At 62.4% G+C, this 22,126-nt stretch carries 22 protein-coding genes and 1 pseudogene; 2 read left to right on the top strand and 21 right to left on the bottom strand.

The window, feature by feature from the left end; all coding sequences use genetic code 11:
• Positions 1-92 precede the first annotated feature (92 nt).
• A pseudogene (locus tag GEV01_RS15475) lies at positions 93-468 on the top strand (Hcp family type VI secretion system effector); the annotation flags it as partial.
• 31 nt (positions 469-499) lie between these two features.
• On the opposite strand, the gene GEV01_RS15470 reads toward GEV01_RS15475, so the two are convergent.
• The 7 genes from GEV01_RS15470 to GEV01_RS15440 form a co-directional block, all read right to left on the bottom strand.
• Complete coding sequence (locus GEV01_RS15470) at positions 500-940, bottom strand: DUF29 domain-containing protein (protein ID WP_152805958.1); 441 nt, start codon at positions 938-940, stop codon at positions 500-502.
• Positions 941-992: 52 nt separating this feature from the next.
• A complete protein-coding gene (locus GEV01_RS15465) occupies positions 993-2,033 on the bottom strand; it encodes a MerR family transcriptional regulator (RefSeq protein ID WP_152805955.1) in 1,041 nt (346 codons plus the stop codon).
• A gap of 29 nt (positions 2,034-2,062) precedes the next feature.
• A complete protein-coding gene (gene accD / locus GEV01_RS15460; RefSeq protein WP_328595530.1) occupies positions 2,063-2,932 on the bottom strand; it encodes an acetyl-CoA carboxylase, carboxyltransferase subunit beta in 870 nt (289 codons plus the stop codon).
• Positions 2,929-3,795: a class I SAM-dependent methyltransferase gene (locus GEV01_RS15455; RefSeq protein WP_152805952.1), complete on the bottom strand. Its 867-nt coding sequence runs from the start codon at positions 3,793-3,795 to the stop codon at positions 2,929-2,931. Before GEV01_RS15455 ends, accD begins: the two co-directional genes overlap by 4 nt.
• A 66-nt stretch (positions 3,796-3,861) precedes the next feature.
• Positions 3,862-4,767: a DNA-3-methyladenine glycosylase 2 gene (locus tag GEV01_RS15450; protein ID WP_328595529.1), complete on the bottom strand. Its 906-nt coding sequence runs from the start codon at positions 4,765-4,767 to the stop codon at positions 3,862-3,864.
• Entirely contained in the window at positions 4,764-5,654 is an 891-nt protein-coding gene (locus tag GEV01_RS15445; protein ID WP_152805949.1) for a DMT family transporter, read from the bottom strand. The genes GEV01_RS15450 and GEV01_RS15445 overlap by 4 nt, the downstream gene beginning before the upstream one ends.
• A 97-nt stretch (positions 5,655-5,751) precedes the next feature.
• Positions 5,752-6,774, bottom strand: coding sequence for an XdhC family protein (locus tag GEV01_RS15440; protein WP_152805946.1), 1,023 nt, complete (start codon positions 6,772-6,774; stop codon positions 5,752-5,754).
• Positions 6,775-6,817: 43 nt separating this feature from the next.
• Between GEV01_RS15440 and GEV01_RS31330 the strand changes: the two genes are divergently transcribed.
• A complete protein-coding gene (locus GEV01_RS31330; protein ID WP_008451449.1) occupies positions 6,818-6,949 on the top strand; it encodes a hypothetical protein in 132 nt (43 codons plus the stop codon).
• A gap of 14 nt (positions 6,950-6,963) precedes the next feature.
• Here the strand turns inward: GEV01_RS31330 and GEV01_RS15435 are convergent, their stop codons facing one another.
• The 14 genes from GEV01_RS15435 to GEV01_RS15370 form a co-directional block, all read right to left on the bottom strand.
• Positions 6,964-7,356 carry a surface-adhesin E family protein gene (locus tag GEV01_RS15435; RefSeq protein ID WP_152805943.1) on the bottom strand — a complete coding sequence of 131 codons (393 nt, stop codon included), beginning with the start codon at positions 7,354-7,356 and terminating at the stop codon, positions 6,964-6,966.
• A gap of 13 nt (positions 7,357-7,369) precedes the next feature.
• The gene (locus GEV01_RS15430; protein ID WP_152805941.1) at positions 7,370-8,470 is read right to left on the bottom strand and encodes a M48 family metallopeptidase; all 1,101 of its coding nucleotides are present in this window, start codon (positions 8,468-8,470) and stop codon (positions 7,370-7,372) included.
• A 22-nt stretch (positions 8,471-8,492) separates the two neighbouring features.
• A complete protein-coding gene (gene dut, locus GEV01_RS15425) occupies positions 8,493-8,942 on the bottom strand; it encodes a dUTP diphosphatase (RefSeq protein WP_152805937.1) in 450 nt (149 codons plus the stop codon).
• A gap of 2 nt (positions 8,943-8,944) precedes the next feature.
• Positions 8,945-10,168 carry a bifunctional phosphopantothenoylcysteine decarboxylase/phosphopantothenate--cysteine ligase CoaBC gene (gene coaBC, locus GEV01_RS15420; RefSeq protein ID WP_175023117.1) on the bottom strand — a complete coding sequence of 408 codons (1,224 nt, stop codon included), beginning with the start codon at positions 10,166-10,168 and terminating at the stop codon, positions 8,945-8,947.
• Positions 10,169-10,197: 29 nt separating this feature from the next.
• Positions 10,198-10,701, bottom strand: a complete 504-nt coding sequence (lspA, locus tag GEV01_RS15415) for a signal peptidase II (protein WP_152805931.1) — start codon at positions 10,699-10,701, stop codon at positions 10,198-10,200.
• A 123-nt stretch (positions 10,702-10,824) separates the two neighbouring features.
• Complete coding sequence (gene ileS / locus GEV01_RS15410) at positions 10,825-13,692, bottom strand: isoleucine--tRNA ligase (protein WP_152805928.1); 2,868 nt, start codon at positions 13,690-13,692, stop codon at positions 10,825-10,827.
• A gap of 65 nt (positions 13,693-13,757) precedes the next feature.
• Positions 13,758-14,729 (bottom strand): bifunctional riboflavin kinase/FAD synthetase, encoded by a 972-nt coding sequence (locus GEV01_RS15405; protein WP_152805926.1) that lies wholly within the window; start codon positions 14,727-14,729, stop codon positions 13,758-13,760.
• Positions 14,730-14,880: 151 nt separating this feature from the next.
• Positions 14,881-16,104 (bottom strand): tetratricopeptide repeat protein, encoded by a 1,224-nt coding sequence (locus GEV01_RS15400; protein WP_235914385.1) that lies wholly within the window; start codon positions 16,102-16,104, stop codon positions 14,881-14,883.
• Positions 16,105-16,175: 71 nt separating this feature from the next.
• Positions 16,176-16,604, bottom strand: coding sequence for an ExbD/TolR family protein (locus GEV01_RS15395; protein ID WP_210402548.1), 429 nt, complete (start codon positions 16,602-16,604; stop codon positions 16,176-16,178).
• 60 nt (positions 16,605-16,664) lie between these two features.
• Positions 16,665-17,093 carry an ExbD/TolR family protein gene (locus GEV01_RS15390; RefSeq protein ID WP_070269311.1) on the bottom strand — a complete coding sequence of 143 codons (429 nt, stop codon included), beginning with the start codon at positions 17,091-17,093 and terminating at the stop codon, positions 16,665-16,667.
• 6 nt (positions 17,094-17,099) lie between these two features.
• Positions 17,100-18,002 (bottom strand): MotA/TolQ/ExbB proton channel family protein, encoded by a 903-nt coding sequence (locus tag GEV01_RS15385; protein ID WP_008451436.1) that lies wholly within the window; start codon positions 18,000-18,002, stop codon positions 17,100-17,102.
• 86 nt (positions 18,003-18,088) lie between these two features.
• Positions 18,089-18,748 (bottom strand): energy transducer TonB, encoded by a 660-nt coding sequence (locus GEV01_RS15380; RefSeq protein ID WP_008451435.1) that lies wholly within the window; start codon positions 18,746-18,748, stop codon positions 18,089-18,091.
• Between the two features lie 506 nt (positions 18,749-19,254).
• Positions 19,255-20,805, bottom strand: coding sequence for a SpoVR family protein (locus tag GEV01_RS15375; protein WP_008451434.1), 1,551 nt, complete (start codon positions 20,803-20,805; stop codon positions 19,255-19,257).
• Positions 20,806-20,817: 12 nt separating this feature from the next.
• The gene (locus GEV01_RS15370) at positions 20,818-22,086 is read right to left on the bottom strand and encodes a YeaH/YhbH family protein (protein WP_008451433.1); all 1,269 of its coding nucleotides are present in this window, start codon (positions 22,084-22,086) and stop codon (positions 20,818-20,820) included.
• Between the last annotated feature and the right edge of the window lie 40 nt (positions 22,087-22,126).

Genomic DNA, 22,126 nt, shown 5'->3' with positions numbered 1-22,126 from the left:
GCATCCACGCTCCAGCGTGATTTCAGTCTCATCAGTGCCCGATGCCGCCGTGGGCTGTTGGCACCGATTTGCATCGAGGCACCGTTAAGTAAGCTACGGCCTCTACCGGCGGCGGACATACTTCCGAGCGATGCGAGCACGGGGACATCGTGATATCCAAGCTTGCGGACTTCTCCACGCCATTGCTTCTGCAGGCTTGCTCGTCGGGCAAGACCATCGCGTCGGCGACGATCGAATTCATGTGCGCTGACGCGATGGGTGAACGGGTCAAGTATTTCGAGATCACGTTGGAGAGCGTGTTGATCGGCGGCGTGTCGCCAGCCATCCGCGAGGGGGGGCATCCTGGGCGAGCACGTCGCGCTGAAATATTCGAAGATCACGTGGCGCTACACGCGGCAGAAGATCGCGGGTGGCTTGGGAGGCAACACTGCAGGCGGCTGGGACTTGTCGGCAAACCGGATCGCGTAGCGGTTGACCATGTTCAGGGCTCTTTCGTTTTTCAGGGCAAAAAGTCGGGATCGAAGATTTGTTGTTTGCTGAACGGGTTCGTCGGCGGGAATGTCGCCGGGGGCAGCCCGGTTTCGTCGGCCGCGCGCGCGGCGGCTGCTGCGTAGCTCTCGTCCAGGTAATCGTCGACGGTGCGGGCCAGGCTGGGGGCGTCTTTGAGCAAGCGGGCGATCCTGCGGCGTTGCTCGCGGATGGTCCCGCGCCAGCTGCCGGAGATGCGCTCGGGCTGGTACTTGCACCTCAGCAGGTGCATGATCAGCAGTTCCATGCGGTGTTCCAGTTCGTGCTTCAATTCGATACCCATGCACGCGATTTCTTCGATGAGATTTTCCAGATCCAGCTCGTCCAACTTGCGGGCGCGCAGCAGTTCCACCTGGTGGTTGATCCACGCAAGGATGTCGGTTTTGTAATCGCTGTTGATGTGATCGTCCATGGGGCACCTCCGCTAGCGTAGGGCGTTGTGTGGACCTTTACTCTACGCCGAATCAAACCGCCGCAGTGTAGGATAGCCGGATGAAATCGAGCATGGCGGGTGTGATCCAGGTGCCGGTCAGCAGGCGCGGTTCCTGTTCGTGCGCGTGGCGGATTTTCGCCAGCGTCGCAGGGTTGTCGCCGATGCGGATGCGGAACAGCTTCATCCACTCGCGCGCCAGCTCCTGCGAGGTGGCGTCGCCCGGCGTCGCGCCACTCTCCATCTGCTGATGGACCGCCGCAATCAGCGCCATCCACTCCGGCACATGGCTGGAGATGCCGGCCCGCAGACGTTCCAGCTCATCGGCATCCAGATAGCGCGCATACAGCGCCAGCTTGTGCTCGGCGAACGCGTCGGCCATGTAATGCTTCAGCTGCGGCGTGACGCCGGTGTGCTGCTGCGCCGACGGCTCGACCTCCATCATGATGCCCAGCCGCCGGACGAAATCGGGATTGGCGGCCGTATCGCGTTCGAGCATCAGCATCCAGCGCTCCGACAGTTCACGCGCCTGTACGCTGCTGCTTGGCACGCCTTGATTGATCAGCGCCTGGATCTGCCCTACCAGCGTGGACCAGCCGCTGTTGCGGCGCGCATCCTGCTGCCAGAAGGGCAGGCGTTTCAGCTCATCCTTGGTGAAGTATTTTTCGTAGAGCCCCATCAGCGTCAGCGCCGACAGCCACGCCTCCAGATCCGGCTCGTCGCCGTCGGCCAGTTGCCGGTGCAGTTGCGACAGCTGATCGCGCAAGGCGCTGGCTTGCGCGATCTCCCTGCCCAGTGCCTCGATCTGCTGCGCGACGATGTCGGCGAAGGGCGCGTCCGGGCTGGCGAGGAAGGTGGCGATATCGGCCAGCGACATGCCGAAGCGCCGCAGCGCCTGGATCTGATGCAGGCGCGCGACGTCGTCACGGTTGTACAAGCGGTAGCCGGAATCGGCGCGCGCCGATGGCGTCAGCAGGCCGATGCTGTCGTAGTGATGCAGCGCGCGCACCGTCAGGCCGGTGCGCGTGGCCAGTTCGCCGATTTTCAGGACGGTGCGGTCGCGATGTTCTTTCATGCGCGCTAGTGTACGACAGCCGTGCTGTCTCAGGCCAGCGCATCCTTCGGCAGTTTCAGCAGCAGCGCCAGTAGCGCGGCCAACTCTGTTCGCATGGCGCGGCGGTCGACGATCATGTCGATGGCGCCGCGTTCGAGCAAGAACTCGGGCCGCTGGTAGCCCTCCGGCAGCGTCACGCCCAGCGTGCTCTTGATGACGCGCGCGCCGGTGAAGGCGATCAGCGCCTTCGGCTCTGCCAGCACCAGGTCGCCCAGGAAGCAGAACGAGGCTGAGATGCCGCCCGAAGTCGGATCGGTCAGCACCGACACGAAGGGCAGCTTCTTATCCGCCAGTCTGGTCAGCATGGCGGTGGTCTTCGCCATCTGCATCAGCGACATCAGCCCCTCCTGCATGCGCGCGCCGCCGCTGGCGGTGATGCAGATGAAGGGCACATGCTGGTCGATCGCCGCCTGCACGCCGCGCACAAAGCGCTCGCCCACCACCGCGCCCATCGAACCGCCCATGAAGTCGAACTCGAAGCACGCCACCACCACCGGCACCGACAGGATGGCGCCGCTGATGACGATCATGGCGTCGGTTTCTCCGGTGGCTTCCATCGCCGCTTTCAGACGTTCGGGATAGCTCTTGCTGCCTTTGAATTTCAGCGTATCGACGGGCAGTACTTCCTGGCCGATTTCATGGCGGCCGCCGATGTCCAGCAGCGCATCGAGACGGGCGCGCGCCCGGATGCGCAGATGGTGGCTGCATTTGGGGCAGACATGCAGATTCGCCTCCAGGTCTGCGCGGTACAGCACCGCATCGCAGGCCGGGCATTTGAGCCACAGGCCGGACGGGATGGATTGCCGCTGTTCGCCGCCGTGCTTGATGTGTGGCGGGAGGAGTCGCTCCAGCCAGCTCACACCGTGGCCCTGATCATGCGGAAGATGCCGCTCAGGCGCAGGCCGTCGGCGCGGTCGGCCAGATAGCGCTCGGTGAGTTCCTGCGCGCCGAAGTGTTCGACCTGGCTGAAGCCGTAGTGGCGTAGCATGTGCTCCAGCTGCTGCGGCGCGAAGGCGCTGAGCAGGTGTTCGCCCTGCGCCGCCAGCGCGGTCTTCACGACTTGAAGTCCCACACGTTCGGTCTCCGTCAGCTGGTCGGCGTGCACGCAGTAGTCGAACACGATGCTGGTGCCTTGCGGGCAGGAGGCTATATCCTGCAAGGTGCGCATCACGGCGTCCGGCCGCAGGTACATGGTGACGCCCAGCCAGGAGAAGCACGACGGAGCATCGTCGTCCAAGCCTGCCTGCCGCAGGTCGTCGCTCAGCGCGGTGCGTTCGAAATCGGTGGCGACGTAGTGCAGCGACGCCGGTTCCGCGATGTCCGCTGCGCGCAGGCAGTCGCGCTTCCACTGCTGCATGGCGGGCAGGTCGACTTCGTACAGGCGCGCGGACGGCAGGCAGTCGGCGCGATAGGCGTAGGTGTCGAGGCCTGCTCCGAGGATCACGTACTGGTTCACGCCTTGACTATGCGCGGCCTGCCAGTTGTCTTCGGCCAGGCGTGCGCGCACCACCAGCGTGGCGCGCATGGCCACCGCCAGTGGATGGCGTTGACGGTCCTCTTCGGCGCGCAAAGCGGCTTCACGTTCGACGCCCAGGATGCGCAGTGATATCGCATCGCGCAGGATCAGCGGCTGGTCGAACAGTTGATGCGCGGCGCGCAAGGTGGCGGTCATCCAGGCGCTGGGCTTGGGGCCGGCCAGGTGGCCGAGGGGCGATGGCTGCATTGCATACTCCTTCAGGATAATGCAGGCAGCGTAAAGCCTGACGCAGCGTCAGGCTCAAGCAGAATCTTACTCAGGATCGCGCGGGTGCAGGCTGGCCCACAGGTGGGCGGCGGCCATGGTGCGGTGAGGGCTGTACTTGGCCAGGATTTTTTCGGTGCGCGGCATGTCCGGCTTGGTCTCTTCGCCGAGCAGGGTTTGCAGCGCGGCGCGGATGGCGACGTCACCGTGCAGAGAGCAATCGGCATAGCCATAGCCGCGCAGCAGGCCGTAGTTGACGGTCCACGGGCCGATGCCTTTGACGGCCAGCAGCGCGGCGGACACCTGTTCGATGCTGTTCGATGGCGACAGCTCCAGCGGCAGCTCGCCGCTGGCGACCAGGCCGGCCAGGCGCAGCACCGTTTCCGCTTTCGCACGCGAGAATTTGCGGCTGGTTAGGTCGTCGATTTGCAGCCTGGCCGCATCGGCAGCGGCGGGGTAGCACCACAAGCCGCTGCTGTGCTGCCGGCCCGCCTGCAGGATGAAGGTGCGTCGCAACGATATCGCGAACGACAGGTTGATCTGCTGGCCGATGATGGCCCACGTCAGTGCCTCGAACACGGTGGCCGATTGCACGATGCGCAGGCCGGGTTGGGCGCGCGTGAGTGGCCCGAACATCTTGTCCTTGGCGGCGAAGGCGCTGAACGGTTCGGGATCGATGCGCAGCCCGAGGATGCTCAGCGCCGCCTCGCGCACCTGCTCCTGCGCGGCCGGCGACAGCTTGCCGTCGGCATGCACGGCGCAGCTGGCGCTGGTGGGCGCGGCGACGTGGTCGGGGACGATCTCCAGCACCACCGGCACGCCGGCGATCAGCATGCCCTTGCGCAGGCGTTCGGGGCTGACTTCCTCGGCCACGCTTTCGGCGTCGCGGCTGTGGAAGGCCAGTACGTCGTGCAGCCGGTAGTTGGCCGGCAGGGCCAGGACGAAAGGCTTCACGCTGTCTTGGCCTTGTTCAGGAAGCCGAAGCTGGGACGGAAGCCCGTCACCAGCGCGGTGCCGGTGATGACGATCGCTGCGCCGACGAAGGTGTACCAGCCCACGCTCTCGCCAAGGAACAGCATGCCCCACAGGATGCCGAACAGTGGGCTGAGGAAGGTGACGGTCAGCGCCGACGAGGGGCCGACGTCCTGGATCAAGCGGAAGTAGATCAGGTAAGCCACGCCGCTGCACAGCACACCCAGTGCCAGCACGGCGCCCATGATGCCGATGGTCGGCTCACCGGGGGCGGGGAAGAAGGGCAGCGCGGGCAGCACCAGCAGCGTCGACGCCCACATCGAGCCGTGCGCGTTGGAGAACGGTTCGACCGTCTTGGCCTGCTTGGCGTAGTTGCTGGCGATGCCGTAGTTGAAGGACGCGAACAGCACGGCGGCGATGGCGATGCCGGCGCCGGGCTTGGTGGTGACGTGGTCGAAGCCGACCAGCAGCGCCACGCCGCAAGCGCCCAGCACCAGGCCGAGCATCACCTTGGCGCTGACCATCTGGCGGGTCCAGACGGCGCCGATCAGCGTGCCCCACAGCGGCGTGGTGGCGTTCAGCACGGCCAGCAGAGACGCCGACAGCGTGCGTGCGGCGAAGGCGAACATCAGGAACGGCAGCGCGGAGTTGAACAGGCCGAGGATCAGGTAGTGCTGCCAGTGTTGGTGCAGGTTCAGCGGCTTTTTCAGCACCAGCGCGATCACGGCCAGGAACAGCGACGCGAACAGCACGCGGTACTCGATCAACACGGCGGCGCCCAGCACCGGCGCGGCGATACGCATGAACAGGAAGGAGCCGCCCCAGATGGCGGCGAGGAAGATCAGGCGGAACAGATTGGCGGAGCTCATGCGGATTCCAGTCGGTGATTGATTGCGTTATTGTCCGGTACTGGCCTGTGTAGGGATAGCCGGTTCTTGCTTTTGAATTGTCCGGGCTTGCGGTTTTCTATACCGCGCCGCTCTCCACGGCACAGGCGTTCTCGCCGGGCGCGGTGGGCGTGGCCGCGTGCGGGATCAGCATTGCGGTCGGCACGCCGTTTTTAATCGCCGTCATTTCGGCCAGGATGGAGATGGCGATTTCGGATGGCGTCTTGCTGCCGATGTACAGGCCGATCGGGCCATGCAGGCGGGCCAGCTGTTCCGGCGTCAGGTCGAATTGCAGCAGCCGTTCGCGGCGCTTGCTGTTGTTCAGGCGCGAGCCGATGGCGCCGACGTAGAAGGCATCCGACTTCAGCGCCTCCATCAGGGCCAGGTCGTCCAGCTTGGGATCGTGGGTCAGCGCGACCACGGCGCTGCGGCGGTCCAGCTGCATGGACAGCACGATATCGTCGGGCATGTCGTGCACCAGCTGCACGCCGTCGACCTGCCAGCCGGCGCGGTACTCTTCACGCGGATCGCAGACGGTGACGTGGTAGTCCATGGCGGTGGCTATCTGCGCCAGGAAGCGCGACAACTGGCCGGCGCCAATGATCAGCAGCCGCCAGCGCGGGCCGTGCACGCTGACCATGGCGCGCTCGCTGACCTGCATCTGCGCGCCCGGCGCGGCCTTGGACAGGTCCACGTCGCCGCTGTGCAGGTCGAGCCGGCGCTGCACCAGTTCGTGCCGCTCCAGCCGCTCCAGCAGTTCGGCGATGCGGCTGCGCTGCGACAGCGGTTCGATGGCCAGTTCGATGGTGCCGCCGCAGGGCAGGCCGAAACGGTGCGCCTCGTCGGCGGTGATGCCGTAGCTGACGATTTCGGGAACGGCGCGGCGCATGCCTTCGTTGCGTACGCGGGCGATCAGGTCGTCCTCGATGCAGCCGCCGGAGACAGAGCCTATCACCGTGCCATCGTCGCAGATGGCCAGCGTGGCGCCGATGGGCCTTGGACTGGAGCCCCAGGTCTTGATGACGGTGATCAGTTCGCAGCGGTGCCCGGCGGCGATCCACGCTGCGCTGGTTTTGAGTACTTCGAGGTCGATGCTGTCCATGGATGGAATATACTACGGCTCTCTAAAGCTTGCAGGAACTGCCATGACCACTCCCAAGGAAGACGACGGCTCGCCTAAATTCGGCCGCCTGCTGATCGTGCTGATACTCGCCGTGCTGGCCTGCGCGGGCCTGACCTGGCTGATGGGGAATGTGTTCCCCAACTTCCCCAACTAAGCTCCCAAACTAAGCTATTTGCACACGGCCGCCAGCGCGTTGTCGAACGGGCTGTCCGGCACGATGTCTTCCGGGTTGAATTTCTCGTATTTGTAGTTTTCGACCGGTTCCCCCTTGCCCATGGCCTCGGGGTAGAACACTTGCGACAGCAGCACGGTGGTGCGGTCTTCGCAGGAATAGAGATGAAGCGCCTTGACCGAACGGTAAGGCTTGCCCTCGGGCGTGGTCTGCGGCTTGCTGAAGCTGCGCATGGACCAGACCTTGCGCGTCTTGTCGGCCTTGATGATGCTGGCCTTGTCGATGTAGAACACGCCGGCGCCATCGCCCTTGACCTTGGCCCATTGCGCCGCCTGGGCCCAGCTACACATCAGTATCAAGATGATTGCCAACAGGCCCGGCTTGTTCATGGTGGTCTCCGTGCTACGGCACCAGCGGTTTCTTGGCCGCCTGCTTGCCCTTGATTTCGGCGATGGTCTTGTCGATCACCGACAGGCGGTAATTGACGGCGGGATGAATGGCAGTATACCCGTTCAGCACCGTGGCGGGATATTGTCCCGCGAGGCGCTGCCAGAAGGCGTGCGCGTGATCCAGGCTGTAGCCGGCGCGCGCCACCATGTACAGCGACAGGTAGTCGGCCGCCGCGTCGAGCTCCTGCGGCATGGGCTTGACGCCTGCGGTGCCGATCAACATGTACACGTCGGGCCGCACCGACACCAGGTTGTCGATGATGCTGCCCACCGTGTAGGCCGAGCGGGTGGTGGCTGCGTGGCCCAGCACATTGTGGGCGATATCCTTGGCCAGCACGTAGGCGATGGCTTCGTCGCTCTGCGCGAAGTTGACCATGCCGCGCGTGATCAGCACGCGCTGGCCGTCGGAGTAGGCGTTGATATTGTCCGAGTTGCCGATGTCGATCTTGAAGGCGCAGGCGCGCGTGACCGGCACGTTGATCTCCTGGTTGCGGCCATTGCGGGCGACGATCAGGTTGAGCGACTGGTGGCCGGAGACCAGCGGGCCGAGGATGCCGGCGGCCTGCGTTTCGGCGTTCTGGCCGGTCGGCAGGGTCTTGCCTTCGGCGGCGACCAGGCCGTCGCCCTTGCGCAGGCCCGCGCGCGCGGCGCCGCTGCCGGCCAGCACGCTGGCCACTTCCAGGCGGTCGCCGTAGTTCAGCACCGCTTGCGCGGCGTCGACGAATTCGCCGCTGTACGAGAATTTGTTCTTGGCGGTGAAGCCGAGCAGGTTGCGCGCCTGCGTGCGGCACAGGTCCGCGTTGTTGATCAACAGCGGGGCGACGATGCGGTACAGGCGGTCCTGCAGCGCCACCATCTGGCCCAAGGCGTCGCGCGCGGCGGCCATCTTGGCGGTGACGACCGGCGGCTCCTCGGTGATGACGCGGGCCACCACCGGTTCGGCCGGCGCAGGCGCGGGCTTGGATTGGAAGGTCGAGCAGGCCGACAGCAGCGAGGCTGCCGCCAACAGGGACAATGAGGCGAATTTATTGATCTTGTTTGTCTGCTTGCCCATCCCGGGTCTCCGTCTGTTTTTGTTAGTGTTTGCCGGTGCTGCCGAAACCACCTTCACCGCGCTCGCTGTCGCCGAATTCTTCGACCACGTTGAAGCCCACTTGCAGCACCGGTACGATGATCAGCTGCGCCAGGCGTTCCATCGGGTTCAGCGTGAAGGTGCTGTGGCCGCGGTTCCAGGTCGAGATCATCAACTGGCCCTGGTAGTCGGAGTCGATCAAGCCTACCAGATTCCCCAGTACGATGCCGTTTTTGTGGCCCATGCCGCTGCGCGGCAGGATCATGGCGGCGTAGCCCGGATCGGCGACGTGGATCGCCAGGCCGGTCGGAATCAGCACGGTCTGGCCGGCTTCGATGACCATGGGCGCGTCGATGCAGGCGCGCAGATCGAGGCCGGCGGAACCCGGGGTGGCGTAGGCCGGCATCTGGTCTTTCATGCGCGGGTCGAGGATTTTGACGTCGATATTTTTCATAATTACTTTGCGAAGAGCGAGTGCTGCGAGATCCGTTTGGAGATCTCGGAAATCAGTTGGCGCGCCAGCGTCAGTTTGTCGGCGCGCGGCAGTATGGTGTGGCCGTTTTCATCGAACAGGATGATGGTGTTGTCGTCCTGGCCGAAGGTGTGGTGGCCGATATTCCCTACTAGCAGGGGGATGCCTTTTTTCTCGCGCTTGTCGGCGCCGAACTGGATCAGGTTCTCCGATTCGGCGGCGAAGCCCACGCAGTACGGATGGCCGGCCAGCGTGGTGCGGGCGGCGACGGTGGCGAGGATGTCCGGGTTCTGTTCGAACTTCAGGTCCGGCACGGAGCCGTCCGGGTTCTTCTTCAGTTTCTGCTCGCTGGAGTTGGAGACGCGCCAGTCGGCCACCGCCGCCACCGCGATGAAGATGTGCTGGTGGTCGACATTGGCCATCACCGCGTCGTGCATCTGCAGCGCGCTTTGCACGTTGATGCGCTGGACGCCGAACGGCGCAGGCAGCGCCGTCGGGCCGGACACCAGCACCACCTCGGCGCCGGCTTCGCGCGCGGCGCGCGCCACGGCGTAGCCCATCTTGCCCGAGGACAGATTGGTGATGCCGCGCACCGGGTCTATCGGCTCGAAGGTCGGGCCGGCGGTGATCAGGATGCGCTTGCCCGCCAGGACCTTGGGCTGGAAGGAGGCGATCAATTCTTCCAGCAGTTGCGCCGGTTCCAGCATGCGGCCCATGCCCACTTCGCCGCAGGCCTGGTCGCCGGAGGCGGGGCCGAACAGCACGATGCCGTCGTCGCGCAGCTGCTGCGCGTTGCGCTGGGTGGCGGGGTTCTGCCACATCTCCACGTTCATGGCCGGCGCCACCAGCAGCGGCACCAGGCGCGGACGCGCCAGGCACATGGTCGACAGCAGGTCGTCGCAGACGCCGTGCGCCAGCTTGTACATGAAGTCCGCCGAACAGGGCACGATCAGGATGGCGTCGGCGTCACGGGTGACGTCGATGTGGGCCATGTTGTTGTCGACGCGCGGATCCCACTGGCTGCTGAATACCTTGTTGCCGGACAGCGCCTGCATGGTGACGGCGGTGATGAAGTGGGCGGCGGCGTCGGTCATCACGACCTGAACCGAGGCGCCGGCCTTGGTCAGCGCGCGGCACAGTTCCGCCGCCTTGTAGCAGGCCACGCCGCCGGTCAGGCCGAGGACGATTTTCTTGCCGGTCAATTCCATCATGATGCGCTACTCCAGTTAGTGCGAGTTTACTTGTTCACCCGGCGCAGCTCATCGAGGATGAACAGCGCCGCGCCGATGCAGATGGCCGAATCGGCGATGTTAAACGCCGGGAAGTGGCCGAATCCGCTCCAGTGGAAATCGAGGAAGTCGACCACGTGGCCGTACAGCACGCGGTCGATGACGTTGCCGATGGCGCCGCCCAGGATCAGCGACAGGGCCCACGAGAACAGGCGCTGGCTGCCGTGCTTTTTGAGCAGGACGATGATCCAGGCCACCGCGCCCAGCGCGATGGCGGTGAAGAAGTAACGCTGCCATCCGCCGCTGTTGGACAGGAAGCTGAAGGCCGCACCCTTGTTATAGGCCAGCACCAGGTTGAAGAAGGAGGTGATGACTTTCTCTTCACCGAGCTGGAAGGTCTTGGTGATGGTGATCTTGGACAGCTGGTCGAACAGGACGACGATGGCGGCGATGCCGAGCCATGGCGTCAGGCTGGCCGAGGATTTGGTCGGGAAGATTTTTTTGGTGGCCATGAGTTATTCAAATTGGTTCGAAGCGGTTACCTCGTCATTCCCGCGCAGGCGGGAATCCATGCTGAGTGTCCGCCGCAAACTCAGTATGGGCTCCCGCCTGCGCGGGAGCGACGGGTTCATATCTTAAGCGAACTTGCGTTTTTCGCCCGCACCGAACAGATTGCTGTGGCAACGGCCGCACAGGGTAGGGTGGTCCGCATGCGAACCGACGTCGGCGCGGTAGTGCCAGCAGCGCTCGCACTTGGCGGCGGTGGAGGCGGCCACTTCGACCGCTTCTTCCGCTTCGCTCGCCACCTGCACCGCTTGCGCGGCCGAGGTGATGAAGACGAACTTCAGATCGTCGTCCAGGCTGGCCAGCAGCTGGTACTTGTCGCCGGATGCTTTGATGGTCAGTTCCGCCTGCAGCGAGGAGCCGATGGCGCCCGAGGTGCGCACGTCTTCCAGCTGCTTGGTGACGTCGGCGCGGACTGCGCGCAGGGCCGTGTACTTGGCCAGCAGCGCGGCCGCGTCGACGGCTTCCGGCAGCTTCCACCAGGTTTGCGTGAAGATGGTTTCGTCGCTGGCCTTGTAAGCCTCTTCGCCGGCGAAGATCGCCCATGCTTCTTCCGCCGTGAACGACAGCGCCGGCGCCATCACGCGCAGCAGGCTTTGCGTGATGTGCCACAGCGCGGTCTGCGCCGAGCGGCGCGCAGGCGAGGTGACGGCGGTGGTGTACAGGCGATCCTTCAGCACGTCCAGGTAGAAGCCGCCCAGGTCTTCCGAGCAGAAGTTCTGCAGCTTGGAGTAGACCGGCTGGAATTCATACTGCATGTAGTGCTCGGCGATTTCCGCCTGCAGCGCGGCCATGTTGGCGACGGCGTAGCGGTCGATCTCCAGCATGTCGTCGATCGCCACCGCGTCCTTGGCGGCGTCGAAGTCCGACAGGTTGGCCAGCAGGAAGCGCAGCGTGTTGCGGATGCGGCGATAGGCTTCGGTGACGCGCTTGAGGATCTCGTCGGAGATCGACAGTTCGCCGGTGTAGTCGGTGGTGGCGACCCACAGGCGCAGCATGTCGGCGCCCAGCTTGTTCCACACGTCCTGCGGCGCGATGGTGTTGCCGATCGACTTGGACATCTTCTTGCCTTCGCCGTCGACCACGAAGCCGTGGGTCAGCAGCGCCTTGTACGGCGGGGCGCCGTTCAGCATCGAGGAGGTCAGCAGCGAGGAGTGGAACCAGCCGCGGTGCTGGTCGGAGCCTTCCAGATACAGGTCGGCCGGGAAGGCCGATTGTTCCTTGTGCGAGCCGCGCAGCACGGTCTGGTGGGTCGAGCCGGAATCGAACCAGACGTCCAGCGTGTCCTTGTTCTTTTCGTAGCTTGCCGCTTCATCGCCGATCAGGTCTTTCAGGTCCAGCGCCAGCCAGGCGTCGATGCCGCTCTTCTCGATCAGCTTGGCCACTTGTTCCAGCAGTTCCGGAGTGCGCGGATGCAGCGCGCCGGTTTCCTTGTGGACCACGAAGGCCATCGGCACGCCCCATTGGCGTTGGCGCGACAGGGTCCAGTCGGGACGGTTGGCGATCATGCCGTGCAGGCGTGCCTTGCCCCAGTCCGGGAAGAACTTGGTTTCGTCGATGCCTTTGAGCGCGGTCTGGCGCAGCGTCGGGCCGCCGTCTTTCGGGTGCGAGTCCATGCCGGCGAACCACTGCGAGGTGGCGCGGTAGATGATCGGCGACTTGTGGCGCCAGCAGTGCATGTAGCTGTGGTCGAACATCTTCACTTCGAACAGCGCGCCCACTTCCTTCAGCGCGTTGCAGATCGGCTTGGAGGCTTCCCAGATCGTCATGCCGCCGAACAGCGGTAGCGTCGACGCGAATTTACCGTCGCCCATCACCGGGGTCAGGATGTTCTCGTCCTTCATGCCATGTGCGCGGCAGGAGATAAAGTCGTCCAGGCCGTAGGCTGGCGCGGAGTGGACCACGCCGGTACCGCTTTCGGTGGTCACGTATTCGGCCAGGTACATCGGCGACAGACGGTCGAAGAAGGCGTCCGAGGCGTGCAGCGGATGGCGGAAGCTGATGCCGCCCAGCGCCGCGCCGTGGCAGGTGGCGATGGTCGTGCCTTCGAGCTTGTAGCGCGCCAGGCAGGCTTCCACCAGGTCTTGCGCCAGGATCAGCAGCAAAGGCTGGCCGTCACGCTCGGTCTGCACCAGCGAGTAGATCACTTCGGCGTTGACGTTCAGCGCCTGGTTGGACGGGATGGTCCATGGCGTAGTGGTCCAGATGACGATGAAGCCGTTCTCGGTCGGCAGCTTGTCCAGGCTGAAGGCGGTGGCCAGCTTGTCGAATTCGGCGAACTTGAAGCCGACGTCGATGGCCGGATCGCGCTTGTCCTGGTATTCCACTTCGGCTTCGGCCAAGGCGGACTGGCAGTCGAAGCACCAGTTGACCGGCTTCAGGCCGCGGTAGACGTAGCCTTTTTCCAGCAGCTGGCCGAGGGCGCGCAGTTCGTCGGCCTCGTTCGAGTAGTTCATGGTCAGGTAAGGGTTCTGCCATTCGCCCAGCACGCCCAGGCGGATGAAGTCCTTGCGCTGGCGGTCGACCTGCTCCAGCGCGTAGGCGCGGGCCTTGGTCAGCACTTCGGCGGTCGGCAGGTTCTTGCCGTATTGTTTTTCGATCTGGATCTCGATCGGCATGCCGTGGCAATCCCAGCCCGGCACGTAGGGCGCGTCGTAGCCGGCCATGCCGCGGGCTTTGACCACCATGTCTTTCAGGATCTTGTTGACGGCGTGGCCGATGTGGATGTCGCCGTTGGCGTACGGAGGACCGTCGTGCAGGATGAATTTAGGACGGCCGGCGGCGGCTTTGCGCACGCGCTCGTAGATTTTCTTTTCCTGCCAGTCCTTGACCCAGTTCGGCTCGCGCTTGGCCATATCGCCGCGCATCGGGAATGGGGTTTCGGTCATGTTGACCGGGTATTTACTTTCAGGCTTCTTTGCAGATTTGTTATCGGACATGGTTATCTTCAGTGATTTTTATTCGGGGAGTTCTGTGTAGCCGGCGCGCGTAGCTGGTCGCGCGGTTAAATTCGGTCGGTGGCCGTGGTGGCGCCGTCGCGCTCTTTGAAGAATTCTCGGGCCTGGAGGGCGTCGCGGTCGATGGCGGCGGTCAGCGTCGGCAGGTCGATGTATTTTTCTTCGTCGCGTATCTTGTGCAGGAATTCGACGCGCACCTGTTTGCCGTAGCAGTTCTGGGCGAAATCGAACACGTGGACCTCCAGCAGCACGCGGCCGCTGTCGTCGACGGTGGGGCGCACGCCCAGGCTGGCGACGGCCGGCAAGGGCTGCTCGGCCAGGCCGTGCACCTGCACGATGAAGATGCCGGACAGCGCGGGGCGGTGCGGCACGCGCAGGTTCAGCGTGGGGAAGCCCAGCGTGCGGCCCAGCTTCTGGCCGTGGATCACGTGGCCGGAGATGGCGTAGGGATGGCCCAGCAGCGCTTCGGCATGCACGAAGTCGCCCTCGGCCAGCGCGGCGCGCACGGCGGAGGAGGAGATGCGGGTGCTGCCGTTCATCACGGTGGGCAGGGTCTCGACGTGGAAGCCATAGCGCTGGCCCGCTTCCTGCAGCATCTGCACATTGCCGGCGCGGCGGGCGCCGTAGCAGAAGTCGTCGCCGACCATCAGCCATTTGACGTGCAGGCCTTCGACCAGCACCTTCTCGGTGAATTCCTGCGGCGTCAGGGCGGCGAACGGCGCCGAGAAGTGCTCGACGATGACGCGGTCGATGCCGTTGTCGGACAGCGATTGCAGCTTGTCGCGCAGGTTGGCGATGCGCGGCGGCGCCTTCGACAGGTCGCCGGCCTTCTGCGCGAAGAATTCGCGCGGGTGCGGTTCGAAGGTCATCACGGCCGCTTCCAGCCCGAGGCCGGAGGCAGCCGCGCGCACGCGGCCCAGCAATGCCTGGTGGCCGAGGTGGACACCGTCAAAGTTGCCTATCGTGAGCGCGCAGGGCGCACGCGCCGCTGCATTGGGTAGACCTCGAAATACCTTCATGGGAATCTGGGGGGAAACTGTCGCTAAATGGAGGATTATACGGTTTGTTTGCGGTAGCCGACAGTTATCGCGGGAAAAGCAGCGGCTCAGCATAAAAAAAGCGCTGTCCGGCGCGGGGCCGGACAGCGCTTTTGCGCATCGAATCAGACGATTACATCGGGTGATTGATGTTCAGGGTCCAGTAGCGGGCCAGGTCGGCGGCGCCGTCCTTGCCTTTGACCGATTTCAGCGTCGCCAGTGCGGCGGCTTTCTTGCCGGCGATGGACTGGGCGATACCCTGGTGCAGCTTGACGGCTTCAGGGTTTTTCGCGGTGCCCAGTTTCACAGCCTGTTCCAGCAGCGGCAAGCCTTTGTCGGCCTTGCCGGCGGAAACCAGGGCGTAGCCCATGTTGGCCAGCGCGTCGGCGTCCTTGTTCTTGACGGCTTCGGCTTCCAGCGTGGCTTGCTTGGCGTCGAACTCGGTCTGGGTCTTGGCGGCCAGGTCTTTCAGACGCTGGTGGCGGGCGGCGTCGGAACCGGTGCCCAGCGCGCCTTTCTTGTAGCCCTGATCGATGATCTTGATCGCTTCGGCAGGATTGCCCGCTTGCAGCGACAGCTGCGACATTTCCATGTACTCGTTCGGCTTGGACAGCAGGCCGTTGGCCAGGCGCAGGCGCAGCACGTCCAGCGACAGCGACGAGGCGAAGCCAGGCTTGCCCGAAACGCGGTTCAGCAGGTCGGCCCAGTAGGTGCTCTTAGGATAGGAGCCGGCCAGTTTTTCCAGGGTCTGGACGTAGCCTTCCTTGTCGTTCTGCTTCAGCTGGATGTTGGCCAGCATGCCCAGTTGGGCTTCGCTCAGGTTTTTCGAGCCTTGCAGTTCCTTGGCCGCTTCGGCGTACTTGCCGGAGGTGTAGTAGATCTGGGTCAGGTATTCATGCGCCTGGGTATTGCCTGGATTGTCTTTCAGCACGCGCTGGAACCAGGTGATCGCTTTTGGGTAGTCCTTGGCGCGGTAGTAAATGCCGGCCAGGGCTTCGGAGAATTTCGGGGCTTCGGCAGGCGACAGCTTGCCGGAATTGATCACTGCTTCGAAGGCGCGGGCGGCGGCGTCGTTATCGCCGGCGGCGGTAGCGGCCGAAGCGCGGGTGCGTTCGATCAGGTAGGTTTCATTCGGGGTCTTGCCACCGACAGCGTCGGCTTCTTTCAGTTTGGCCAGTGCTTCTTTGTTCTTGCCTGCCGCAGCCAGTTTCTGCGCTTCCTGCAATGGTTTGCCGATTTCAGCACGCACCGCGTCGGCCGCGTAGGCAACCGAGGAAAAACCTGCCAGAGGAGCTGCTGCTGTGAAACCAATAGCGGCCATTACCAGGCCGAGATGAGCGAGACGAAACTTGGTCATGGGTAAGTTTTCTTTCATCAAAATGCGAAATAGGCAGGAATGGTCCTGCCTATCGTTGAACATAGAACTGATTATTGGAACTGTTCGTTGCCGACCAGGCCAATCTTGGTCACGCCGAGACGCTGGGCCGCAGCCATCACGCCTGCCACGACTTTATACGATACCAGCTTGTTCGGACGCAGATGCACTTCCGGCTGGTCAGCTTGCGCTGCGACATCGGTCAGTTTCGCTTCCAGGGTGCCGCGGTCAGGAACGACAGCGTTATCCCACAGAATCGTACCGTCGAAGTCGACGTCAATCGTGATCACCACAGGTTCCTTGACAGGCGGAGGCGGGGTGCCGACCGGCATGTTCAGGTTGACCGAGTGGTTTGCCTTCGGAATCGTAATGATCATCATGATAATCAGCACCAACATCACATCGATGAGGGGCGTCATGTTCATTTCCATCATTGGTTCCGGATCCGCGCCACCGCTTGGGGAGCCGACATTCATACTCATGGTGTTTCCTTTTAAGAAGGGCAGGCCCGGACTCCAGGCCTGCGATGCACTATTCGGGCATTAACCCTTATCAGGCGGTTCGGTGATGAAGCCGACCTTCTGAATACCAGCGCGCTGGGTAGTGTAAATAACCTTGCCGATTGCTTCGTAGCGAGTTTCTTGGTCGCCACGAACATGCACTTCCGGCTGAGGCAACTTCACTGCTTCCACCTTCAGAAAATCGAACAACTCATTCGCGTCGCGCATTTTCTTCTGATTCCAGTAGATGTCGCCATCCTTGCTTACAACGATGTTGACATCTTCCGGCTTGGTCTGAATAACCTGGTTGGCTTCTTCTGGCAGCTGGATCTTGATCAGCTTCAGAACAACCGGGCTCGTGATCAGGAAGATAATCAGCAGAACCAACATGATGTCCACCAGGGGCGTCGTGTTGATTTCTGACATGACTTGATCTTCGTCTCCGCTATCGGAGCCTACGGACATCGACATGATTAATTATCCAATCTTTTTAGCGCCGGCGGCACGGCCAGCTTCGCTGGTGGACATGGCGCCCGAGATCAGTACCGAGTGCACGTCAGCGGAGAACGAACGGACGTCTTCCATTGCGGCTTTGTTACGACGCACCAGCCAGTTGTAACCCAGAACGGCAGGAACTGCAACGAACAGACCGAAAGCGGTCATGATCAGCGCTTCACCCACTGGACCTGCAACTTTGTCGATCGATGCGTTACCCGACATGCCGATGGCGATCAGTGCATTGTAAATACCCCAAACGGTACCGAACAGACCGATGAACGGTGCGGTCGAACCAACGGTTGCCAGGAACGACAGGCCGTCTTGCAGACGCGATTGAACTTTATCAACAGCGCGCTGGATCGACATCGTCACCCAGGTCGACAGGTCGATTTGTTCCAGCAGGGCGCCGTCGTGGTGCACGGTAGCCTTGGTGCCGGTTTCAGCGATGAAGCGGAATGGCGAGCCGTCTTTCAGGGCTGCCGAACCAGCAGCGATCGACGAGGCTTTCCAGAACTTGGCCGAGGTTTCTTTCGACTGTTTGAAGATTTTCATCTGGTCGATCAGTTTGGTGATGATGATGTACCACGAACCCATGGACATCAGCGACAGGATGATCAGGGTGCCGCGCGATACGAAACCACCGTTCCATACAGCTTCGAAGCCGTAAGGATTGTCCACTTCTTCTTTGCCGCCCTTGGCAGCTGGAGCTTCTGCTGCCGGTGCTGCTGGCGCCGCATCCGCTGCTGGAGCGGCTGCTGGTGCCGAAGCGGCGGCCGAGGCTGGCGCGTCAGCGAAGGCTGGGGCGCTTACCAGGGCGGTGGCTGCGGTCACGGAAAACAGCACAGCGGCCAGTACAGCGGACAAACGGGTATTCTTAAACATGCTTCCTCCAAATTGATAAAATAATCAGATCGCTGAACGTAATGACAACGAAAATTACTAAGTGAGACTTAACTGCCGCCTCGGTTTTACTCCAGCGTCCAGACGTATTGCATCTGCATCCACGCTTCCGTCGGTTTCCCGTCGGTCAGACCCGGTTTGAAACGGCATTTACCGATACCATTCAAAGCGGCCTTGTCCAAGTCCCTAAAACCACTGGATTTGATGACTTTGGAATCGGCGACGTGGCCGTCGGTTCCAATCAAGAACGATAACGTGACCGTACCGGTTTCTTCGTTACGCAGGGAGGATTTTGGCCACTCCGGTTTCGCGCAAGTGCTGAAGTCAGCTACAGCAGCTACGTTCACCGATTTAGCCGGTCCTGGTGGCGCTGCCGGTGGTGCCGGTGGCGCTTTTTGCAGTTCGTTCGTCGCAGGCTTCACGCTGGTCGCGTTCGCGATCACGTTTTGCGGCGGCGGAGGCTGCTGCACGTTCACCTCAACTGGCGGGATGAAAGGCGGTGGTGGCGCTTTCATCTCTGGCGGAGGTGGTGGCGGTGGGAGTTCTTTCGGTGGAGGAGGTTTGACCTCCTCAATGATCTTGGTCTCCACTGGTGCGATCATCTTGCTCACCAGACGTTTACCCAAGCCCGTCACGATCCCATAAGCAACCAGGAGGTGCAACAAAACGACAATGGTAATGCCTGTAAAGTTCTTCCCGGTGCTTTTCTCGTTGTGCGTGAAATTCATGCCTGCTTTCTCCAATACCAACTCTTTTTGTTGCTACTAAACCCCAAAATGGCGACACAAAACAACAGCCGCATCCGGGACGTCGGCGAATTATACATACGAATTCTTGATTTTACATAGAATTTTCATCCCTAAAACCGGTTAAATTTCATAGGGTTTTCCTATGTGGTAGCGCTCCCTTTGCACCGTTCTAGCTCAATTTACAAGACTCTCCGGCGCAATTTTGGGGCGCGACGCACCACGACATTACTTAGTTTTCCCTTAAGCTCAAAAACGGAATATTATGCGCGTAATTTTACTACGAACAATTGATAATTTGGCCGCAAATGTTTCTTTCATGAAATTCTTGCGAGAAACACTCTCCATGCCAGTGACGAAAGCTGTTGACTTCTGCCTTGCGGCATGCCTTCGCTAAAAAAACCGGGGCCAGAGCGGTTCCTCTGACCCCGATTCATCCCTTGCAAGACCCATGCCCAGCTGCGGCAAAAGCCTTATATATATGTTGCTCAGCTTCCGCGTCCCCGTTTCTCGCGTTTGACCTCCAGCGAACTGACGATTTCGCCGTTCGGCCCCACGGTTTCCAGGTGCACGTCGAAGCCCCACAGCCTGGCCACGTGCTTGAGCACTTCGCCGGCCTGCTGGTTCAGCGGCCGCCGCTGGAACTGGGTGTGGCGCAAGGTCAGCGCCCGGTCGTCGCGGGTGTTGACCGACCACACCTGGATGTTCGGCTCCCGATTGCCCAGGTTGTACTGCTCGGCCAGCTGCTGGCGCACGTAGCGGTAGCCCAGATCGTCGTGTATGGCGGAGATTGCCAGTTTTTCGTTATTGTCGTCGTCCAGTACGGCGAAGAAATGAAACTCGCGTATCAGCTTGGGCGAAAGGTACTGGGCAATGAAGCTTTCGTCTTTGAAATTGCGCATCGCGAAGTCCAGCGTCTTGCGCCAGTCGCTGCCGGCGATGTCCGGGAACCATTCGCGGTCCTCGTCGGTCGGGTGCTCGCAGATGCGGCGGATGTCGGTCATCATCGCGAAGCCCAGTGCATACGGATTGATGCCGTTGTAGTAGGGGCTGCTCACCGGCGGCTGGTAGACGACGTTGGTATGGCTCTTCAAAAATTCCATCATGAAGCCGTCGGCCACCACACCCTCATCGTACAACTGGTTGAGGATGGTGTAGTGCCAGAAGGTGGCCCAGCCCTCGTTCATCACCTGGGTCTGGCGCTGCGGGTAGAAGTACTGGCTTATCTTGCGCACGATGCGCACCATCTCGCGCTGCCAGGGTTCCAGCAGCGGCGCGTATTTCTCGATGAAGTAGAGCAGGTTTTCCTCGGGCTCGGGCGGGAAGCGCGGTGCGGCCTTTTCCTCTTCCTCTTCCTCGCGGCGGGGCAGGGTGCGCCACAGCTCGTTGATCTGCGACTGCACATAGGCTTCGCGCTCCTTCTGCCGCGCGCGCTCCTGCGCCATCGACAGCTTGGCCGGCCGCTTGTAGCGGTCGACGCCGTAGTTCTGGATCGCGTGGCAGGAATCGAGCAGCAACTCGACCGCGTCGATGCCGTGGCGCTGTTCGCACTCGGCGATGTAGTTCTTGGCGAACACCATGTAGTCGACGATGGCGTCGGCGTCGGTCCAGGTGCGGAACAGGTAGTTCCCCTTGAAGAAGGAGTTGTGGCCGTAGGCCGCGTGCGCGATCACCAGCGCCTGCATGGTCAGGCTGTTCTCCTCCATCAGGTAGGCGATGCAGGGATTGGAGTTGATGACGATCTCGTAGGCCAGGCCCATCTGCCCGCGCTTGTAGCCTTTTTCGGTCGACAGGAAATGCTTGCCGAACGACCAGTGGTTGTACGACACCGGCATGCCGACCGAGGTGTAGGCGTCCATCATCTGCTCGGCGGTGATGATCTCCAGTTGATTCGGATACGTATCGAGCCCGAAGGCTTCGGCGACGCGGCGGATTTCCTGGTGGGCCTGCTCGATCAGTTCGAAGGTCCACTCCGACTGTTCCGGCAGGGCGCGCGGATGGCGCGGCTTGGGGGCAGGTGCATGCGTCATATCGTTCATGATGTCGGCTGCCTATTTCGGCTGTTTCTTGAACAGTTCACGGAACACCGGATAGATATCGGCCGGCGTGACTATTTTCTGCATGGCGAAATGCGGGTGGTGGTCGGGGATCTGCGAATACTGCTCCCACAGGTTTTGTGGCGGGCCGTCGGTGATCTCGACATAGGTGTAGTACTGCACCTTGGCCATGATGGTGTTGACCAGCAGCTGGCGGCACAGCACGGAATCGTTGTCCCAGTTGTCGCCGTCCGAGGCCTGGGCGACGTAGCTGTTCCAGCTGCCGGCGCCGTAGCGCTCGTCGATGATCTTGTCGAGCAGGTTCAGCGCGGAGGACACCACGGTGCCGCCCGATTCGCGCGAGTGGAAGAACTCTTCCTCGTTGACCTCTGCGGCCGCCGTGTGGTGGCGGATGAACACGACTTCGATCTTGTCGTACACGCGCTTGAGGAACAGGTAGAGCAGGATGAAGAAGCGCTTGGCCGTGTCCTTGCGGGTTTCGTCCATCGAGCCGGAGACGTCCATGATGCAGAACATCACCGCCTGCGTCATCGGCTTGGGCACCTTGACGCGGTTGCTGTAGCGCAGGTCGAACGGGTCGATGAAGGGGATGGCCAGCAGCCGCGTGTGCAGATGGTGGATCAGCTTTTTCAGCTCGACCACGCGCGGCGCGTCCAGCGGTTCGCCGTCCAGCAGCAACTCCTCCAGCTCGCGCTCGGCTTCGATCACGCGCTTGCGCGAACTGCCGCCGACCGCGATGCGCCGTCCCAACGCGCCGCGCAGCGAACGCAGCACGTGGATGTTGGACGGCGTGCCCGACATATTGTAGCCGGCGCGCTGGTTCTTGAATTCGGTGGTGGCGGTCAGCTGCGTCTTGACCAGGTTGGGCAGTTCCAGGTCTTCGAAGAAGTAGTTCATGAATTCTTCGCGCGACAGTTCGAAGATGAAATCGTCCTCGGTCATCTGGTCGCTATTGCCGGCCTTGCCGCGGCCGGAACCGCCGCCGCCCTTGGGCCGGTTGATCAGGTCGCCCTTGAGGTATTCCTGGTTGCCCGGGTTGATGGTTTCCCACACGCCGCCATGGGCGTGGCCGAACGAGGGCTCGCCCACGTCCTTGACCGGGATGGAGACTTTTTCGCCATTCTCAATGTCGGTGATGGAGCGGCCTTTGATGGCACGTCCCACCGCGTCCTTGATCTGGGCCTTGTAGCGCCGCAAGAAGCGCTCGCGGTTGACCGCAGACTTGTTCTTGCCCTGCAAACGTCGGTCGATGAGGTAAGTCAAAAGATGCCTCCTGCTGCTATTGGTCGGCGCCGCGCCGCCA

Source organism: Rugamonas rivuli (genome assembly GCF_009380165.1).
Lineage (GTDB): Bacteria > Pseudomonadota > Gammaproteobacteria > Burkholderiales > Burkholderiaceae_D > Rugamonas > Rugamonas rivuli.
Note: the sequence above shows the minus strand (reverse complement) of the source record. Positions and strands in the feature narration are given on the sequence as shown.

Bases quoted from the DNA above. Each gene is read 5' to 3' on its own strand.
- GEV01_RS15470 (WP_152805958.1), bottom strand. From the start codon at position 940: ATGGACGATCACATCAACAGCGATTACAAAACCGACATCCTTGCGTGG.
- GEV01_RS15465 (WP_152805955.1), bottom strand. From the start codon at position 2,033: ATGAAAGAACATCGCGACCGCACCGTCCTGAAAATCGGCGAACTGGCC.
- GEV01_RS15455 (WP_152805952.1), bottom strand. From the start codon at position 3,795: ATGCAGCCATCGCCCCTCGGCCACCTGGCCGGCCCCAAGCCCAGCGCC.
- GEV01_RS15445 (WP_152805949.1), bottom strand. From the start codon at position 5,654: ATGAGCTCCGCCAATCTGTTCCGCCTGATCTTCCTCGCCGCCATCTGG.
- GEV01_RS15440 (WP_152805946.1), bottom strand. From the start codon at position 6,774: ATGGACAGCATCGACCTCGAAGTACTCAAAACCAGCGCAGCGTGGATC.
- GEV01_RS31330 (WP_008451449.1), top strand. From the start codon at position 6,818: ATGACCACTCCCAAGGAAGACGACGGCTCGCCTAAATTCGGCCGCCTG.
- GEV01_RS15435 (WP_152805943.1), bottom strand. From the start codon at position 7,356: ATGAACAAGCCGGGCCTGTTGGCAATCATCTTGATACTGATGTGTAGC.
- GEV01_RS15430 (WP_152805941.1), bottom strand. From the start codon at position 8,470: ATGGGCAAGCAGACAAACAAGATCAATAAATTCGCCTCATTGTCCCTG.
- dut (WP_152805937.1), bottom strand. From the start codon at position 8,942: ATGAAAAATATCGACGTCAAAATCCTCGACCCGCGCATGAAAGACCAG.
- coaBC (WP_175023117.1), bottom strand. From the start codon at position 10,168: ATGGAATTGACCGGCAAGAAAATCGTCCTCGGCCTGACCGGCGGCGTG.
- lspA (WP_152805931.1), bottom strand. From the start codon at position 10,701: ATGGCCACCAAAAAAATCTTCCCGACCAAATCCTCGGCCAGCCTGACG.
- ileS (WP_152805928.1), bottom strand. From the start codon at position 13,692: ATGTCCGATAACAAATCTGCAAAGAAGCCTGAAAGTAAATACCCGGTC.
- GEV01_RS15405 (WP_152805926.1), bottom strand. From the start codon at position 14,729: ATGAAGGTATTTCGAGGTCTACCCAATGCAGCGGCGCGTGCGCCCTGC.
- GEV01_RS15400 (WP_235914385.1), bottom strand. From the start codon at position 16,104: ATGACCAAGTTTCGTCTCGCTCATCTCGGCCTGGTAATGGCCGCTATT.
- GEV01_RS15395 (WP_210402548.1), bottom strand. From the start codon at position 16,604: ATGAGTATGAATGTCGGCTCCCCAAGCGGTGGCGCGGATCCGGAACCA.
- GEV01_RS15390 (WP_070269311.1), bottom strand. From the start codon at position 17,093: ATGTCGATGTCCGTAGGCTCCGATAGCGGAGACGAAGATCAAGTCATG.
- GEV01_RS15385 (WP_008451436.1), bottom strand. From the start codon at position 18,002: ATGTTTAAGAATACCCGTTTGTCCGCTGTACTGGCCGCTGTGCTGTTT.
- GEV01_RS15380 (WP_008451435.1), bottom strand. From the start codon at position 18,748: ATGAATTTCACGCACAACGAGAAAAGCACCGGGAAGAACTTTACAGGC.
- GEV01_RS15375 (WP_008451434.1), bottom strand. From the start codon at position 20,805: ATGAACGATATGACGCATGCACCTGCCCCCAAGCCGCGCCATCCGCGC.